The organism is Zoogloea sp. (assembly GCF_041904905.1).
Lineage (GTDB): Bacteria > Pseudomonadota > Gammaproteobacteria > Burkholderiales > Rhodocyclaceae > Zoogloea.
The window spans coordinates 41,031-55,806 of sequence record NZ_JAYRMI010000018.1 but is presented as its reverse complement, the minus strand read 5'-3'; the positions used below and the strand labels follow the sequence as shown (position 1 = coordinate 55,806).

At 67.1% G+C, this 14,776-nt stretch carries 14 protein-coding genes; all 14 read left to right on the top strand.

Annotated elements, in window-relative coordinates; genetic code table 11:
- Nucleotides 1–800 (top strand): methyl-accepting chemotaxis protein (locus tag ACE3N6_RS07455; RefSeq protein ID WP_374244554.1); only part of this gene is annotated, 800 nt, incomplete at its 5' end.
- Nucleotides 801–811: 11 nt separating this feature from the next.
- Nucleotides 812–1,732, top strand: a complete 921-nt coding sequence (locus ACE3N6_RS07450) for a CheR family methyltransferase (RefSeq protein ID WP_374244553.1) — start codon at nt 812–814, stop codon at nt 1,730–1,732.
- On the top strand, nt 1,716–2,336 hold the full coding sequence (gene cheD / locus ACE3N6_RS07445) for a chemoreceptor glutamine deamidase CheD (RefSeq protein WP_374244552.1): 621 nt from the start codon (nt 1,716–1,718) through the stop codon (nt 2,334–2,336). Before ACE3N6_RS07450 ends, cheD begins: the two co-directional genes overlap by 17 nt.
- A 38-nt stretch (nt 2,337–2,374) precedes the next feature.
- Complete coding sequence (locus ACE3N6_RS07440) at nt 2,375–3,469, top strand: chemotaxis response regulator protein-glutamate methylesterase (protein ID WP_374244551.1); 1,095 nt, start codon at nt 2,375–2,377, stop codon at nt 3,467–3,469.
- Nucleotides 3,470–3,532: 63 nt separating this feature from the next.
- On the top strand, nt 3,533–3,838 hold the full coding sequence (locus tag ACE3N6_RS07435) for an STAS domain-containing protein (RefSeq protein WP_153159908.1): 306 nt from the start codon (nt 3,533–3,535) through the stop codon (nt 3,836–3,838).
- Between the two features lie 2 nt (nt 3,839–3,840).
- Nucleotides 3,841–5,589 (top strand): SpoIIE family protein phosphatase, encoded by a 1,749-nt coding sequence (locus tag ACE3N6_RS07430; RefSeq protein ID WP_374244550.1) that lies wholly within the window; start codon nt 3,841–3,843, stop codon nt 5,587–5,589.
- 157 nt (nt 5,590–5,746) lie between these two features.
- On the top strand, nt 5,747–7,426 hold the full coding sequence (locus ACE3N6_RS07425; RefSeq protein WP_374244549.1) for a methyl-accepting chemotaxis protein: 1,680 nt from the start codon (nt 5,747–5,749) through the stop codon (nt 7,424–7,426).
- A 159-nt stretch (nt 7,427–7,585) separates the two neighbouring features.
- Nucleotides 7,586–8,554, top strand: coding sequence for a chemotaxis protein (locus tag ACE3N6_RS07420; RefSeq protein WP_374244548.1), 969 nt, complete (start codon nt 7,586–7,588; stop codon nt 8,552–8,554).
- A 22-nt stretch (nt 8,555–8,576) separates the two neighbouring features.
- Nucleotides 8,577–9,524 (top strand): chemotaxis protein, encoded by a 948-nt coding sequence (locus ACE3N6_RS07415; protein ID WP_374244547.1) that lies wholly within the window; start codon nt 8,577–8,579, stop codon nt 9,522–9,524.
- Nucleotides 9,525–9,539: 15 nt separating this feature from the next.
- Nucleotides 9,540–9,938 carry a chemotaxis response regulator CheY gene (cheY, locus tag ACE3N6_RS07410; protein ID WP_079432693.1) on the top strand — a complete coding sequence of 133 codons (399 nt, stop codon included), beginning with the start codon at nt 9,540–9,542 and terminating at the stop codon, nt 9,936–9,938.
- A gap of 27 nt (nt 9,939–9,965) precedes the next feature.
- Nucleotides 9,966–10,823 (top strand): protein phosphatase CheZ, encoded by an 858-nt coding sequence (gene cheZ / locus ACE3N6_RS07405; RefSeq protein WP_374244546.1) that lies wholly within the window; start codon nt 9,966–9,968, stop codon nt 10,821–10,823.
- Between the two features lie 37 nt (nt 10,824–10,860).
- The gene (locus tag ACE3N6_RS07400) at nt 10,861–12,816 is read left to right on the top strand and encodes a chemotaxis protein CheA (protein WP_374244545.1); all 1,956 of its coding nucleotides are present in this window, start codon (nt 10,861–10,863) and stop codon (nt 12,814–12,816) included.
- A gap of 189 nt (nt 12,817–13,005) precedes the next feature.
- Nucleotides 13,006–13,311, top strand: a complete 306-nt coding sequence (locus tag ACE3N6_RS07395) for a DUF3135 domain-containing protein (protein WP_374244544.1) — start codon at nt 13,006–13,008, stop codon at nt 13,309–13,311.
- A gap of 251 nt (nt 13,312–13,562) precedes the next feature.
- Nucleotides 13,563–14,711: a flagellar biosynthesis protein FlhB gene (gene flhB, locus ACE3N6_RS07390; RefSeq protein ID WP_374244543.1), complete on the top strand. Its 1,149-nt coding sequence runs from the start codon at nt 13,563–13,565 to the stop codon at nt 14,709–14,711.
- Nucleotides 14,712–14,776: the final 65 nt, after the last annotated feature.

The window sequence follows — 14,776 nt, the reverse complement described above, 5'->3', positions numbered from 1 at the left end:
GCTCGATGGAGCAGCTCAACGCCACGGTCAAGCAGAACGCCGACAACGCCCGCCAGGCGCGCGAGCTGGCCAGCTCCAGCAACGAAGTGGCGGAGCAGGGCGGCGAGATGGTGAACCGGGTGGTGGGCACGATGGGGTCGATCCAGGAAAGCTCGAAGAAGATCGCCGACATCATCGGGGTGATCGACTCGATCGCGTTCCAGACCAACATTCTGGCGCTCAACGCGGCGGTCGAGGCTGCCCGTGCGGGCGAACAGGGCCGCGGCTTCGCGGTGGTGGCGAGCGAAGTGCGCAGCCTCGCCCAGCGCAGCGCGCAGGCGGCGCGGGAGATCAAGGCGCTGATCGCCGACAGCACCGACAAGGTGGAAGACGGCGCCCGGCTGGTGAACGAAGCGGGTCAGACGATGGAGGAGGTGGTCACCAACTTCCAGCGCCTGTCGGGGCTGGTCACCGAGATCGCTGAAGCCAGCCAGGAGCAGAGCGGCGGCATCGAACAGGTGACCCAGGCCGTGGGCCAGATGGACGAGGTGACCCAGCAGAACGCCGCGCTGGTGGAGGAGGCCGCCGCCGCCGCCGAGAGCCTGGAAGATCAGGCCCGTACTTTGGTGCGCGCCGTGTCGATGTTCCGCCTGAGCGCCGGCAGCGCGCCGGCGGCTGTGGTGCCGGACAACGTGGCCCGTCTGCCCGAGCGGCCCGCCCGCCCGGCGCCGACGCCGCGGGCGAGTGCCCCGGTTGCCAAAGTGCGCAAAGCGGGTGTCGCCGTTGGCGGTGACATGGACGACGAGTGGGAAGAGTTCTGAAGAGCCCCGCGATGAACGATAAGACCACCACCGTGCGCCGACCGCTGTCGGCAACCTCCGCGCCCAAGCCCGCTTCGCCCCGACCGGCCCTGGCCGGGGTGGCCGCGCCGGAGCGGGAGTTCGCGTTCTCCGCCAACGACTTCGAGCGCGTGCGTGCGCTGATCTACAAGCACGCGGGCATCTCCCTGTCGCCGGTCAAGCAGGACATGGTCTACAGCCGCCTTGCCCGGCGCCTGCGGGCACGGGGCGACCGGACTTTCGCCGAGTACCTCGACCGGGCCGAGCGCGAGCCGGAGGAGTGGGAGACCTTCGTCAACAGCCTGACCACCAACCTCACCTCGTTCTTCCGCGAGGCCCATCACTTCGACATCCTCGCCGAGCGCCTCAAGAAGCACACCGGCCGCGGCCCGGTGCGGATCTGGTGCAGCGCGGCGTCCACCGGCGAGGAGCCCTACAGCCTGGCGATCACCGCCTGCGAAGCCTTCAACACCATGACCCCGCCGGTGCAGATTGTCGCCACCGACATCGACACCAACGTGCTCGCCACGGCCGGGAAGGGGGTGTATGGGATGGACCGGGTGGATCGCCTGTCCCGGGAGCGCATGCAGCGCTTCTTTCTCAAGGGCACCGGCTCCCAGGCCGGCTTCGCGCGGGTCAGGCCGGAACTCCAGCGCCTGATCGAGTTCAAGCGCATCAACCTGCTCGACACCCGCTGGGCGCTGCAGGGGCCGTTCGATTACATGTTCTGCCGGAACGTGATGATCTATTTCGACAAGCCGACCCAGCACGCCATCCTCAAACGCTTCGTGCCGCTGCTCAAACAGGACGGCCTGCTGTTTGCAGGCCACTCCGAGAGCTTCCTGCACGCGGCCGACGTCTTCCGCTCGCTGGGGCGGACGGTGTATGAAAGGACCGATGCCCGTGACCGATGATCTCGGCTATGTGGAGCATCTGGCGACCAATCGCTATTTCGACCGCACATTCGACTGCGATGCGGTGAAGGTGCTGCCGGGCGAATACTTCGTCACCACCTCCGACATGCTGCTGGTCACGGTGCTGGGCTCGTGCGTCACCGCCTGCATCCGCGATCGGGACAAGGGGCTCGGTGGCATGAACCATTTCATGCTTCCGGAAACCAACGAGAATTCGGGGATGTTGTCTACCTCCGCCCGTTATGGGGCGTATGCCATGGAGGTGCTGCTCAACCATCTGCTCAAGTTGGGCGCGCGCCGGAGCAGTCTCGAGGCCAAGGTCTTCGGTGGCGGAAAGGTGCTCGCGAGCCTCACCCAGGCCCAGGTGGGCGAGAAGAACGCGCAGTTCGTGCGCGACTACCTCGATACCGAACGGATACCGATCGTGGCCCAGGATCTGCTCGATATTTACCCCCGCAAGGTGTACTTTTTTCCGGCCAGCGGAAGGGTGATGATGAAAAAACTGGTACGCGTGAAAAACGACACGCTCATTGCTCGCGAGCGCGAATACGAAGCCCGGCTTCGACGAGACAATGTGCAAGGCGATGTCGAGCTATTTGGTTGATCGGGCTTTTGCACCGGATCGAACACTGGAAGCAGAGAATGGCAATCAAGGTTCTAATCGTCGACGACTCCGCGCTGATGCGGAGCATGCTGTCCGAAGTCATCAATTCGGCCCCCGATCTGGAAGTCGTGGGCGTTGCGCCCGACCCCATCGTGGCAAGGGAAATGATCAAGACGCACAATCCGGACGTACTGACGCTGGATATCGAGATGCCCAAGATGGATGGGCTCGATTTCCTGGCGCGACTGATGCGACTCCGGCCGATGCCCGTCGTGATGATTTCGAGCCTTACCCAAAGGGGATCGGAGGCGACCCTCCAGGCACTCGAGTTGGGCGCGGTGGACTTCCTGCCCAAGCCGAAGCTGGATTCGGCTGCTGGAATCGAGCACTATCGTGTAGAAATTTGTGAAAAGGTCCGGGCGGCGTATGGCGCCCGGCCGCGCGTGCCGGTGAGGCCGTCTGCACCGTCGAAACCCTTGCTGCGCGAGACTTCCGAGGGTGTCGGCGGTGTCGGCGGCGGGCTGCCGGAGCGGGTCTTGCAGGAGAAACTGGTGCTGATCGGCGCCTCCACGGGTGGCACCGAGGCGATCAAGGAAGTGCTATGTTCTCTGCCCGGACAAATGCCGGGAATCCTGATGGTCCAGCACATGCCGGAGATGTTCACTGCATCTTTCGCGAAGCGCCTCGACGGCCTGTGCCAGATGCGGGTGAAGGAAGCCGAGCACGGCGAGAAGGTGGTGCCGGGCACGGTGTATCTGGCGCCCGGGCATTCCCACCTGTCGGTGCGGCGTGGGGTGGGGGGATATGTCTGCGAACTCGCCCAGTCGGAGCCGGTCAATCGGCATCGGCCGGCGGTGGACGTGCTGTTCCATTCGGCTGCCAAACAGGTCGGGGCCAACGCGCTGGGGGTGATCCTCACCGGGATGGGCAAGGACGGCGCCCAGGGCTTGCTGGCGATGCGGCAGGCCGGTGCATGGACGGTCGGGCAGGATCAGGAGTCCTGCGTGGTTTACGGCATGCCGCGCGAGGCGGCGGTCGTCGGCGCCCTGGACGAAGTGGCGCCGCTGAAGGAGATCGGGCAACGTGTCGTCTCCCGCCTGCGCGGGGGTGAGCGCCGGGGCTTGAGAGCATGAACAGAGCGATGACCGGCGTGAGCCGGTGATGTGGTAAGTGGAACGTACAATTAGAGGCTAGAAATGGATACCAGCGTCAGCACCCAGCAGAGTCAGGCCAGGATTCAGCTCTCCGGGCGGTTTGATTTCAACTCCCACCGGGAATTCCGCGATGCGGTGGACAAGGCGCTGGGCAGCCCCGGCACGACCGAAGTCGCTGTCGATCTCGGCAACGTGGCCTACCTCGACAGTTCCGCGCTGGGCATGCTGCTGATGCTGCGCGACAAGGCCAAGACCTCCGGCAAGACCGTCTGCCTGGCCAACGCCCGGGGCAGCGTGCGGCAGGTGCTCGACATCGCCAACTTCGGCAAGCTTTTCCCGATCGTGTAGTGGTGGCAGAGCAAGATCCCGAATCCCTCTTCATTCTTGTTGTAGATGACAACCCGGACGATCTGTTTCTGATCCGCCGGGATCTGGTGGCCCTGGGCCACCGTGTCGCAGGCGTCAGCACGGCCAAAGAGGCGCTCGCGCACATCGCCCGGGCCCACCCCGACGTCCTGATGACCGATGTCGGCCTGCCCGGCATGGATGGAATCGAATTGCTCCAGACCGTCCGGATGCGGACCGACGGGAGCTGGATTCCCAGCCTGGTGTTTACCGGCAGCCTCGACGAGGCGACGCAGATGCGCGCCCTTGAGGCGGGTGCCGATGCCTATTTGTGCAAGCCCGCGTCCCGAGAGATGCTGCGCGCCAAGCTCGGGGTGATTCTCCGGCTCAAGGCCATGCAGCGCCAGGCCGAGGCGCGCAACCGCGAGCTTGCCCGCTACCGCAGCCTCCAGGAAGAAGAGCAGCGGCTGGCGCGCTTCGTGATGGAGCGCCTCATCAACCGCGAGGCCCTGGGCGATCCCGCGCTCTCCCACTTCATCGCCTCTGCCGCCGAATTCAGCGGCGACCTCATCGCCGCTGCCCGCACCCCGGCCAACGTGCTGCACGTGCTCCTCGCCGACGGCGCCGGCCATGGGCTCGCCGCCTCCCTCAATGTGCTGCCGGTGACGGCCCCGTTCTACCGGATGACCGAGCGCGGCTTCGGCATCGACGCCATCGCTCGGGAGATCAACAGCAAGGTGCGGGCGCTGCTGCCCGTCGACCGCTTCATCGCCGCCACCCTGGCGGCGGTCAATTTCCGCGAACGCTACGTCACCGTCTGGAACGGCGGCAACCCCGGGCCGTTGCTGGTGCGCCCGGATGGCGGCGTGCGCATCCACTTCAACCGCCACCACTTCCCGCTGGGGGTGGTCGACGACGACGAGTTCGACGGCACCGTCGATACCCACGTAGTCAATCCCAGCGATCACCTGCTGCTGTTCTCCGACGGGCTCATCGAGCAGGAGGACGCCGAAGGCGTCGCGCTGGGCGTCGCCGGGCTTGGGCGCGCCCTCGAAGGTCTGCCGGCCGAGGCCCGGCTGCCCCGGCTGGTGGAGATTGTCCATCGGCTCACGGGCGGCAACCCGCCCCGGGACGACATCTCCATCGCCCAGATCGCCCTGGCCGACAGCCCGAGCCGCACCCTCAGCCAGCAGTCCGGCGAGGTGGCGGCGCCGTTCAGCGCCAGCGACTGGCGGCTGGTGCTGCGCCTGGGGGCGGCCGACCTCAAGCGCCTCGACGCGGTGCCCCTGATCCTGGGCGCCATCGAGCAGTTCGAGGGGGTGCGGCCCTTCACGGGGCGGCTGTTCCTGGTGCTGTCCGAGCTGTTCAACAACGCCCTCGACCACGGCCTGCTGCGGCTGCCCTCGTCGCTCAAGGTGGGGGCCGAGGGCATGGACGTGTACCTCGACGAGCGCGCCCGGCGCCTGTCGCGGCTGGCGGTGGGGGCGGTGGAGTTCGAGCTGACCCTCCGCCAGAGCCTGGATCGGGCGCCCATGCTGCACATCGGCTGCGTCGATACCGGGCCGGGTTTCGATCACGAGCAGCAGGTGCTCCAGGCCATGCGCGAGCCCACCACCGAGGAGATGCTCAAGGGCCACGGGCGCGGCATCCCGCTGCTGCTGCGGGTGTGCGAGGAGGTGCGCTACAGCGGCTCCGGCAACCGGGTGGATGTGATCTTCCGCCTCTCCGAGCGGAGCGCCGACAGCTTCAAATAGGCGGCGCAACGCCACCGCCACCGGCCGCCCTTAAGTTCCGGCGCGCCCCTGTCGATAAGAACGACCATATCTTGGGCGGCCCGCCGGGCAGCCCGGTGGGTGTGCCGGCTGCCTTCCGCAGACCGGCCTTCGATCGAGACAGGAGTGGCCGGACATCATGCGAGTTCAACTCATTTCAGGCGCCATCGGACTGTGCGCGGCCATCGGCGCAGCCGGAGCCGGGCTTGCCTTCGGTGTTTCTCCCACTGCCGGATTCGTCGGTGTCAGCGCGGCCCTTGGCGTGTTCATCGGGGTGGCGATGCTGATGACCTGCCGGGTGCTGTTCGTCCAGCCCCTGGGCGAGATGCGCGACACCATCCGGGCGATGCTGCGGGATGGCGACCTGTCCCGTCGGGTGCCGGTGTCGGGCGGCCAGGTGGGCGAGGTCGAGGCGGTGTTCAACGACCTGATCGAGAGCCTTCAGGGGATCGTCGGCAAGGTCATCTTCGACGCCCAGCGGGTGTACGAGGCGGCCGACCTGCTGTCGGGTTACGCTGGCCGGGTGGCCGAAGGCTCCGCCGGGCAGAAGGACGCCGCCGAGAGCATGGCCACGGCCATCGAGCAGATGACCGCCGGCGTCAACGCGGTGGCCGACCACGCCAGCCAGACGGCCAGCAACGCCCAGGCGGCGCGCGAACTGTCGGTGCAGGGGGGCGAGGTGGCGACCAGCGCCTCCCGGGAGATCGAACGCATCGCCAGCTCGGTGGCCGATTCGGCCCGCGTGATCGCCTCCCTGGGCGAGCGCTCGGAGGCCATCAGCGGCATCGTCAAGGTGATCCACGAGATTGCCGACCAGACCAACCTGCTGGCGCTCAACGCCGCCATCGAGGCGGCCCGGGCCGGCGAGCAGGGGCGCGGGTTTGCGGTGGTGGCCGACGAAGTGCGCAAGCTGGCCGAGCGCACCTCGACGGCGACCCGCGAGATCGGCGGCATGATCTCGGCGATCCAGGCCGAAACCAAGAGCGCCATCGCCGCCATCGACGTGGGCAGCGTGCAGGCCCACGCGGGGGCCGAACTGGCCCGCCGGGCGGCCAGCTCGCTGGAGCAGATCAACCAGGGCGCCCAGCAGACGATGGAGAAGATCGACGCCATCGCGGTGGCCATCACCACCCACGGTCACGAGGCCGAACAGATCGCCGGCCACGTCCGGCAGATCATGGACATGGCCGGCCACAACGCCGACGGCGCCCGCGAGACCCTTCACGAGGCCACCAGCCTGCGCGATCTGGCGGTGAACCTGAAGGAGATCCGCCGCGTCTTCAAGCTGGGCCCGGCGGGCGAGCAGGCGATGGTGGTGCACAAGAAGATGCCGGACATCGTTCGGGATGCATCCCGCCAGATCGGCGCGATGCTGGAGCAGGCCATCGCCAACGGGCAGATCGGCGAGGCCGACCTCTTCGACGAGGCCTACAAGCCGATCCCGAACACCCGCCCGCAGAAGTACAGCACCCGCTTCGACGCGCTCACCGACCGGCTCTTCCCGAACCTGCAGGAGCGCCTGCTCGACGGCAACCGGGAGGTGGTCTACGCCATCGGCACCGATCGCAACGGCTACGTGCCCACCCACAACAAGTGCTACTGCCAGCCCCTCACCGGCGACTACAACAAGGACATCGTCGGCAGCCGCACCAAGCGGATCTTCGACGACCCGGTGGGCAAGCAGTGCGGCAAGAACGAGATGCCCTTCCTGATCCAGACCTACCGTCGGGACACCGGCGAGATCATGCACGACATCTCTGCGCCGGTTTATGTGAATGGTCGTCACTGGGGCGGTTTCCGCATCGGCTACCGGGCCTGAGGCCCGCGCCGGCAGTGCGAACGGCGGTGCGCCCAGGGCGGCGGCGGCCGACGAAGAGACCCTTCCCAGCCTCAAGAATAATCTTACCCCGCCGATATTTATCCCAGGTCGGGGCCTGCCCCATCGGGACGGCAGGCGGTCAGCGACGGAGATCGAGTGATGTCGGAACTACTCAAGAACATTGACGCGCGCACCAGGCTCGCGGGCACCAACAAGCTGGAGATCCTGCTGTTCACCCTCGGCATGGACCCGCGCACCGGTCGTCGCGAGACCTTCGGGATCAACGTCTTCAAGGTGCGCGAGGTGATGCGCACGCCGCCCATCACCGCCGCGCCGGAGATGCCCTCGTCGGTGGAAGGCATGGTCAGCCTGCGGGGCGTGCTGGTGCCGGTGGTGGATCTGGCCAAGTACGCCGGGATGGCCACCGACACCCCCCGCGACATCATGATCGTCACCGAATACAACGGGCACACCCAGGGTTTCCTGGTGGAGGCGGTGGATACCATCCTGCGCCTCGACTGGTCCCAGATGCGGGTGCCGCCCGACATGCTCACCGCCAACCTGGGCGGGCTCGTCACCGCGGTGACCGAGCTGCCCGGCCCCAAGCTGGTGATGCTGCTGGATGTGGAGAAGGTGCTCTCCGAAACCACCCGCTACGACGACGAGTTCTTGTTCAAGGGCATCGAGCCGATCGTGGCGGAGGAGCCGATCACCGTCTATTTTGCAGATGACTCGTCGGTGGCCCGCAAGCAGATCGAGCGCACCCTCGACGCCCTCGGCGTGCGCTACGTGGGCTCGGTGAATGGCCGCCAGGCCTGGGAGGAACTCGAGAAGCTCGCCTCCTACGCCAGCAGCAGCGGGCGCAAGGTGAAGGACATGCTGGCCCTGATCCTCACCGACGTCGAGATGCCCGAGATGGACGGCTACATCCTCACCAAGCGGATCAAGACCGATCTGCGCTTCGAGGGGGTGCCGGTCATCATGCATTCGTCCCTGTCGGGCATGTCCAACCAGCAGCTCGGGCGCTCGGTCGGGGTGGATGAATACGTGGCCAAGTTCGAGCCGCAGCGGCTGGCCGAGGTCCTGCGTCGCCTGATCACGCAGCACAGTGCGGCCAAGGCCGCGTGAGCGAAAGAGGAGCGAGATGAACATGGATCGAGTCGATCGCGGGTTGCTGGAGTCGGTGGACGCCAGAACCAAGCTGGCGGGCTCCAACCGCATGGAGATCCTGCTGTTCTCCCTGGGGACGCAGGAGATCTTCGGGATCAACGTCTTCAAGGTGCGGGAGGTGTCCCGCGCCCCCTTCATCACCAAGGCCCCCAACATGCCCTCCGGCGTGGAGGGCTTGATCTCCCTGCGCGGCAACGTGATTCCGGTGCTGGCGCTGGCCAAGGTCATGGGCATCGCCGGCCCGGGCGAGCCCCTGGGCGGCTCGATGATGGTCACCGAGTACAGCAAGCGCACCCTGGGCTTCCTGGTGCACGAGGTGGACCGCATCATCCGCGTCGAGTGGGACAAGGTCCGCGCGCCGGACAACGTCACCTCCAGCGGCAACCACTTCATCACGGCCATCACCGAGCTGCAGGACGGCAAGCTGGTGTCCATCCTCGATGTGGAGACCATCCTCGCCAGCACCTTCGGCGAAGCCGTGGTTGGGCAGATCCACCCCCTCGAGGGCGCCCACGACGTGAACATCTTCTTCGTGGACGACTCCGCCGTGGCCCGCAAGAAGATCGCCGAAACCCTGGACAAGCTCGGCGTGCGCCACAAGCACGCCCTCAACGGCCTGGAGGCCTGGACCCGTCTCGAAGGCATGGCCAGCCACGCCCAGCAGCGCGGCATCGACCTGCGCGACGAGGTCAACCTGATTCTGGTGGACGCCGAGATGCCCGAGATGGACGGCTACGTGCTCACCCGCAACATCAAATCGGATGCCCGCTTCGAAGGCATTCCGGTCGTCATGCACTCGTCCCTGTCCTCCGAAGCCAACCGGGCGATGGGCAAGAGTGTCGGCGTCGATTCCTATGTCGCCAAATTCGACGCCGACGTCCTGGCGGAAACCCTGCGCCCCCTGCTGATGCGTTCCTGCCGGGATTGAACGGAGATCAACAACATGTCGGACCCCAAGATGAAATTTCTCGTCGTCGATGACTTTTCCACCATGCGGCGGATCGTCCGCAACCTGCTCAAGGAGCTGGGCTTCACCAACGTCGATGAGGCCGAGGACGGCCAGATCGCGCTGCAGAAGCTCAACTCGCTGCCCTTCGACTTCGTGGTGACGGACTGGAACATGCCCAACATGGACGGCCTCACCCTGCTTCAGAACATCCGTGCCACGCCCGCCCTCAAGCATCTGCCGGTGCTGATGATTACTGCCGAAGCCAAGAAGGAGAACATCATCGCGGCGGCCCAGGCTGGCGCCAGCGGCTACATCGTCAAGCCCTTCACGGCGGCCACCCTTTCCGAAAAGCTCGAGAAGATCTTCGAGAAGATGGGCAAGAAGGCTGCCTGACGGCCCCCGACAGCACGGAGTTCCACCATGGCAAAACGTCTCAAATTCGACGAGTCCGGCGACAGCGACGATCTGCAGGCGCTGTTCGACAGCATCTCCGGCGCGCCTGCCGCTGCCGCGAGCGCCCCGCCGCGACTCGAAGTGGTCGCCAGCACCTCCCCCGGTGCCGCCGATGCCGGCAGCGACGACGCCGATCTCCAGGCCCTCTTCGATTCCGTGGCGGAGGAGTACACCGCCGAACACGAGGACGGGCCCGCCGTCGGCGACGCCCCTGTCCACAACTGCGACAACGTCTTCAACCGGATCGGTGTGATGACCCGCCAGCTCCACGACACCTTGCGCGAACTTGGCTACGACCGCAGCCTGCAGGAGGCCGCCCACGCCATCCCCGATGCCCGCCAGCGCCTGGCCTACATCGCCGAGATGACCGAGCAGGCCGCCAGCAAGGTGCTCAACGCCACCGACATCGCCAAGCCCATCCAGGACAAGGTCCACGCCGACGCCGAAGCGCTGCGCGGCCGCTGGGATCGCCTCTACGCCAACCAGCTCTCGCCCGACGAGTTCCGCGTGCTGGCGGGCGAGACCCGGGATTTCCTCGGCAGCGTGGTGAGCGGCAGCCGCGAGACCAACGCCCAGTTGCTGGAGATCATGATGGCCCAGGACTTCCAGGATCTCACCGGGCAGGTCATCAAGAAGGTCGTCGAGCTAGCCCACGGGCTGGAGCAGCAGCTGCTCCAGGTGCTCATCGAGGCGATGCCGGCCGAACGCAAGGCGGAAGCGCCGGAAGGCCTGATGAACGGCCCGGTCATCAGCGCCGTGGGTCGGGACGACGTGGTATCGAACCAGGAGCAGGTGGACGACCTGCTCGAAAGTCTCGGTTTCTGAGCCGGCGAGCGCGGGCCAGACCGCAAGGAGCAATGCAATGAGCGATTTTTCCGGGATGGAAGACCTGCTGCAGGATTTCCTCGTCGAGGCGGGCGACCTGCTGTCGGGGGTGGATAACAAGCTGGTGGATCTCGAACGGGCGCCGGGCGACAAAGGCCTGCTCAACGACATCTTCCGGGGCTTTCACACCATCAAGGGCGGTGCCGGCTTCCTCAACGCGACCGAGCTGGTCACCCTGTGCCACCTCACCGAGAACCTGTTCGACCTGCTGCGCAACGGCGAGCTGGCGGTGACGCCCGAGATCATGGACGTGATCCTGTCGTCCACCGGCTCGGTGCGCGACATGTTCGGCTACCTGGAGCAGGGCGTGCAGCCCCCGGCCGCCGACCCCCACCTCATCGAAGACCTGCGCCGGGCCATCGCCGGTGAGCTGACCCACGTCTCCGCCCCGGCCGCGCCTGCGCCCGCGGTGCCGGCCCCGGTGGCCGTCGCGCCCGCGGCTGCGCCGTCGGCCGACGGGCTCGACTGGAACGAACTGCTCGAAGCCGTGACCGGCACCCCGGCCGCCGCGCCGGCCCCGCTTGCCGCGCCCGTGCTCCAGGCCGTGCCCGCCCCCGCGCCGGCCCCGGTGACCATGCACCAGAGCGACGCCGAGCTGGCCCGCAAGACCCCCGACGAAGTCATCAAGGCCGCCGTGGGCCGCCGCGCCACCGACCGCCCCGGCGCCACCGGCCCGGTGGGCCGCCGCGACACCGAGAAGGCCCGCGACAACTCGATCCGCGTCGACACCTCGCGTCTCGACCAGGTGCTCAACCTCTCCGGCGAAATCGGCCTCACCAAGAACCGCCTCAACGCCCTGCGCAGCGACATCCTCAACGGCCGCAACGACACCGAGACCCTGCACGCCCTCGACCTGGCGGTGAGCCAGCTCGACCTGCTCGTCTCCGACCTGCAGAACGCGGTGATGAAGACCCGCATGCAGCCCATCGGCCGGCTGTTCCAGAAATACCCCCGCATCGCCCGCGACCTCGCCCGCAACCTGGGCAAGGACGTGGAGCTGGTGCTCTCCGGCGAGGAAACCGAGATCGACAAGACGATGATCGAGGATCTCTCCGACCCGATCATCCACCTCATCCGCAACGCGGTGGACCACGGCGTGGAGGAGACCCAGGAGCGCCTCGCCAACGGCAAGCCCGAGAAATCCATCGTCCGCCTCGAAGCCCGCCAGGAAGGCGACCACATCGTGATCCTGGTGGCCGACGACGGCCGTGGCATGAACGCCGAGAAGCTGCGCGCCAAGGCGGTGGAGAAGGGCCTCATCACCGACGAGGAAGCCAACACCATGGACGAGCGCCAGAGCTACAACCTGGTGTTCCTCCCGGGCTTCTCCATGGCCAGCCAGGTGTCGGACGTCTCCGGCCGCGGCGTGGGCATGGACGTGGTGCGCACCAACATCCAGAAGCTCAACGGCTCCATCGACATCCGCTCCACGATGGGCAAGGGCACCACCTTCATCATCAGCCTGCCCCTCACCCTGGCGATCCTGCCGGTGCTGCTGGTGCGCCTTGGCGAGCAGCCCTTTGCCGTGCCCCTGTCGATGGTCCGCGAGATCCTCCCCATCGAGCCCTCCGAAGTGCAGGAGGTGGGCGGCCGGGCCACCATGGTGGTGCGCGGCGAAGTGCTGCCCATCATGCCCCTGTCCACCCTGCTGGGCTGGGAGCAGAACCAGACCCCCGAGTACGGGGTGTTCATGCAGAGCGCCGAGCAGAGCTTCATCCTCGCCATCGACAGCTTCGCCGGCCGCGAGGATGCGGTCATCAAATCCCTCGACGACTTCCGCCCGAAGGGCGTGGCCGGGGTGACCACCCTCTCCAACGGCCAGATCGTGCTCATCCTCGACATGAAGGAACTGCTCGGGGCGCTGGGCGAGACCCGCGGCGTCTCCCGCCGCCTGCTGCTGGCCCACCTGGAACTGCCCGCCCTGGCGGCCTGAACCCGAGTGCGCACGATGTAACGGAGACCCGGAGCACGCGCCGCGACATCCTCCACGGCGCAACACACTGCAACAAGATGGCGTGATCTATGCCGCTCGACCCGCGGCAGGGCTCGGTTAGGATCGTTCCTGACCGCCCCTGCCCGTTGCCGTTCCGGCCACGGTGCCGGATGGGCCGGGAGAGCGCAGATGGGTGACTTCGACTTCGATTACTGGAAAGACCTCGCCGAGCACGACCCCCCGGGGTTCTTCCTGGCACGCGACCGCGCCCTGCGCGAGTGCATTGCCCTCAACCCCCGGCAGGAGCAGGCCCTCACCGAACTGCAGGCCCGCATCGACGCGACCCGCCTGGTGGCCGGCACCCCGCTGCAGGCCAGCCGCGCCTTGTTCGGCCTGCTCGAAGACCAGCTGATGCTGCTCAGTGCCAAGCTGGGCGAGCTGCACCGGGAAACCGACGGCCTGCGCGACCTGCTGGCCAGCGGGCAGACCGCCTGAGCGGCCAAGGGGGAGCGGGTAAGAGGAAGTAGGAAGTGGTAAGTGGAGAGTGGGGGAGCGCAGCCGAACGCCAGCGCACCGCCCATCGGCATCGCCCCTCTTCCTACCCCCCATTTCCCATTCCCTATCCCCCTCCCCACTTTCCACGCTCCGCTCCCTGGAATTACCCCTCCAATCCCCATCTGTTCGGCGCCTTGCCCGCCGCCGTCTGCCGGTATCGTTGCATCCTCTGAACGACCGTCGAGCGGGCCGTGGCCGAAGACAGCGACCTCGAAAAGACAGAATCAGCCTCAGCGCGAAGACTGGAGCAGGCCCGCGAGGAAGGGCAGGTTCCCCAATCCCGCGAGCTGGCCACCTTCATCTCGCTGATGGTGGGCGTGGCGGCGCTGTACGTGCTGGGCCGCTGGGGCGGGCACCGGATGATGGAGCTTGTGCGTAGCGGGCTCAACTTCGAACGCCAGAAAGCCTTCGAGCCCGACGGCATGCAGCAGGTGCTCGGCCAACTCGCCACCGACGGCCTGCTCACCATCGCCCCGCTGCTCCTCGTCTCGGTGATCGCCGCCCTGGTCACCCCCTTCCTGATGGGCGGCTGGGTGTTCTCCACCCAGGCCCTCAAGTTCGACCTCACCCGCCTCGACCCCCTTCAGGGGCTGGGGCGCATGTTCTCCACCCACGGGCTGGCGGAGCTGGTCAAGGCCACCCTCAAGTCGGTGCTGGTGGCCAGCGTGGGGGTGTGGGTGGTGTGGCGCGAGCGGGATCACCTCTTCTCGCTGATGCTCCAGCCGCTGGCCACCAGCATGGACGACTTCGCCGGGCTGGTGCTCCTGTCGGCCCTGCTGATCGTCGGCAGCCTGGCGGTCATCGCCGCCATCGACGTGCCCTTCCAGCTGTGGGAATACCACCGCCGCCTGCGCATGACCAAGGACGAGCTGCGCCAGGAAATGAAGGAGCAGGAGGGCGACCCCCAGATCAAGGCCCGCATCCGCGCCGCCCAGCGGGAGATGTCCCGCCGCCGCATGATGAGCAACGTGCCCACCGCCGACGTGGTGGTCACCAACCCCACCCACTACGCTGTCGCCCTCAAGTACGACCCCGACAAGGCCGGCGCCCCCATCGTCGTGGCCAAGGGGGTCGATCTCGTCGCCGGCAAGATCCGCGAGCTGGCCCGCGAGAACAACGTCCCCATCCTCGAAGCCCCGCCGCTCGCCCGCGCCCTCTACGCCCACTGCGAGCTGGAGCAGCAGATCCCCGCCACCCTCTACACCGTGGTCGCCGAGGTCATGGCCTGGGTCTTCCAGCTCAACCACTGGATCGCCGAAGGCGGCCTGCCCCCCGACGTCCCCAGCCAGCTCGCCGTGCCCGACGGCATGGACCCCGGCCCCGGCGAGGCGCCAGCGTGAGCGCTGCGGGCCGCCCTCGTCCGCGTGCTCCGGCCCAGCTGTCCCGGGCGATGCGCGTAGACTAG

What these genes read in the sequence shown, in the direction of transcription:
- ACE3N6_RS07450 (WP_374244553.1), top strand. Translation starts at nt 812, where the DNA reads ATGAACGATAAGACCACCACCGTGCGCCGACCGCTGTCGGCAACCTCC.
- cheD (WP_374244552.1), top strand. Translation starts at nt 1,716, where the DNA reads ATGCCCGTGACCGATGATCTCGGCTATGTGGAGCATCTGGCGACCAAT.
- ACE3N6_RS07440 (WP_374244551.1), top strand. Translation starts at nt 2,375, where the DNA reads ATGGCAATCAAGGTTCTAATCGTCGACGACTCCGCGCTGATGCGGAGC.
- ACE3N6_RS07435 (WP_153159908.1), top strand. Translation starts at nt 3,533, where the DNA reads ATGGATACCAGCGTCAGCACCCAGCAGAGTCAGGCCAGGATTCAGCTC.
- ACE3N6_RS07425 (WP_374244549.1), top strand. Translation starts at nt 5,747, where the DNA reads ATGCGAGTTCAACTCATTTCAGGCGCCATCGGACTGTGCGCGGCCATC.
- ACE3N6_RS07420 (WP_374244548.1), top strand. Translation starts at nt 7,586, where the DNA reads ATGTCGGAACTACTCAAGAACATTGACGCGCGCACCAGGCTCGCGGGC.
- ACE3N6_RS07415 (WP_374244547.1), top strand. Translation starts at nt 8,577, where the DNA reads ATGGATCGAGTCGATCGCGGGTTGCTGGAGTCGGTGGACGCCAGAACC.
- cheY (WP_079432693.1), top strand. Translation starts at nt 9,540, where the DNA reads ATGTCGGACCCCAAGATGAAATTTCTCGTCGTCGATGACTTTTCCACC.
- cheZ (WP_374244546.1), top strand. Translation starts at nt 9,966, where the DNA reads ATGGCAAAACGTCTCAAATTCGACGAGTCCGGCGACAGCGACGATCTG.
- ACE3N6_RS07400 (WP_374244545.1), top strand. Translation starts at nt 10,861, where the DNA reads ATGAGCGATTTTTCCGGGATGGAAGACCTGCTGCAGGATTTCCTCGTC.
- ACE3N6_RS07395 (WP_374244544.1), top strand. Translation starts at nt 13,006, where the DNA reads ATGGGTGACTTCGACTTCGATTACTGGAAAGACCTCGCCGAGCACGAC.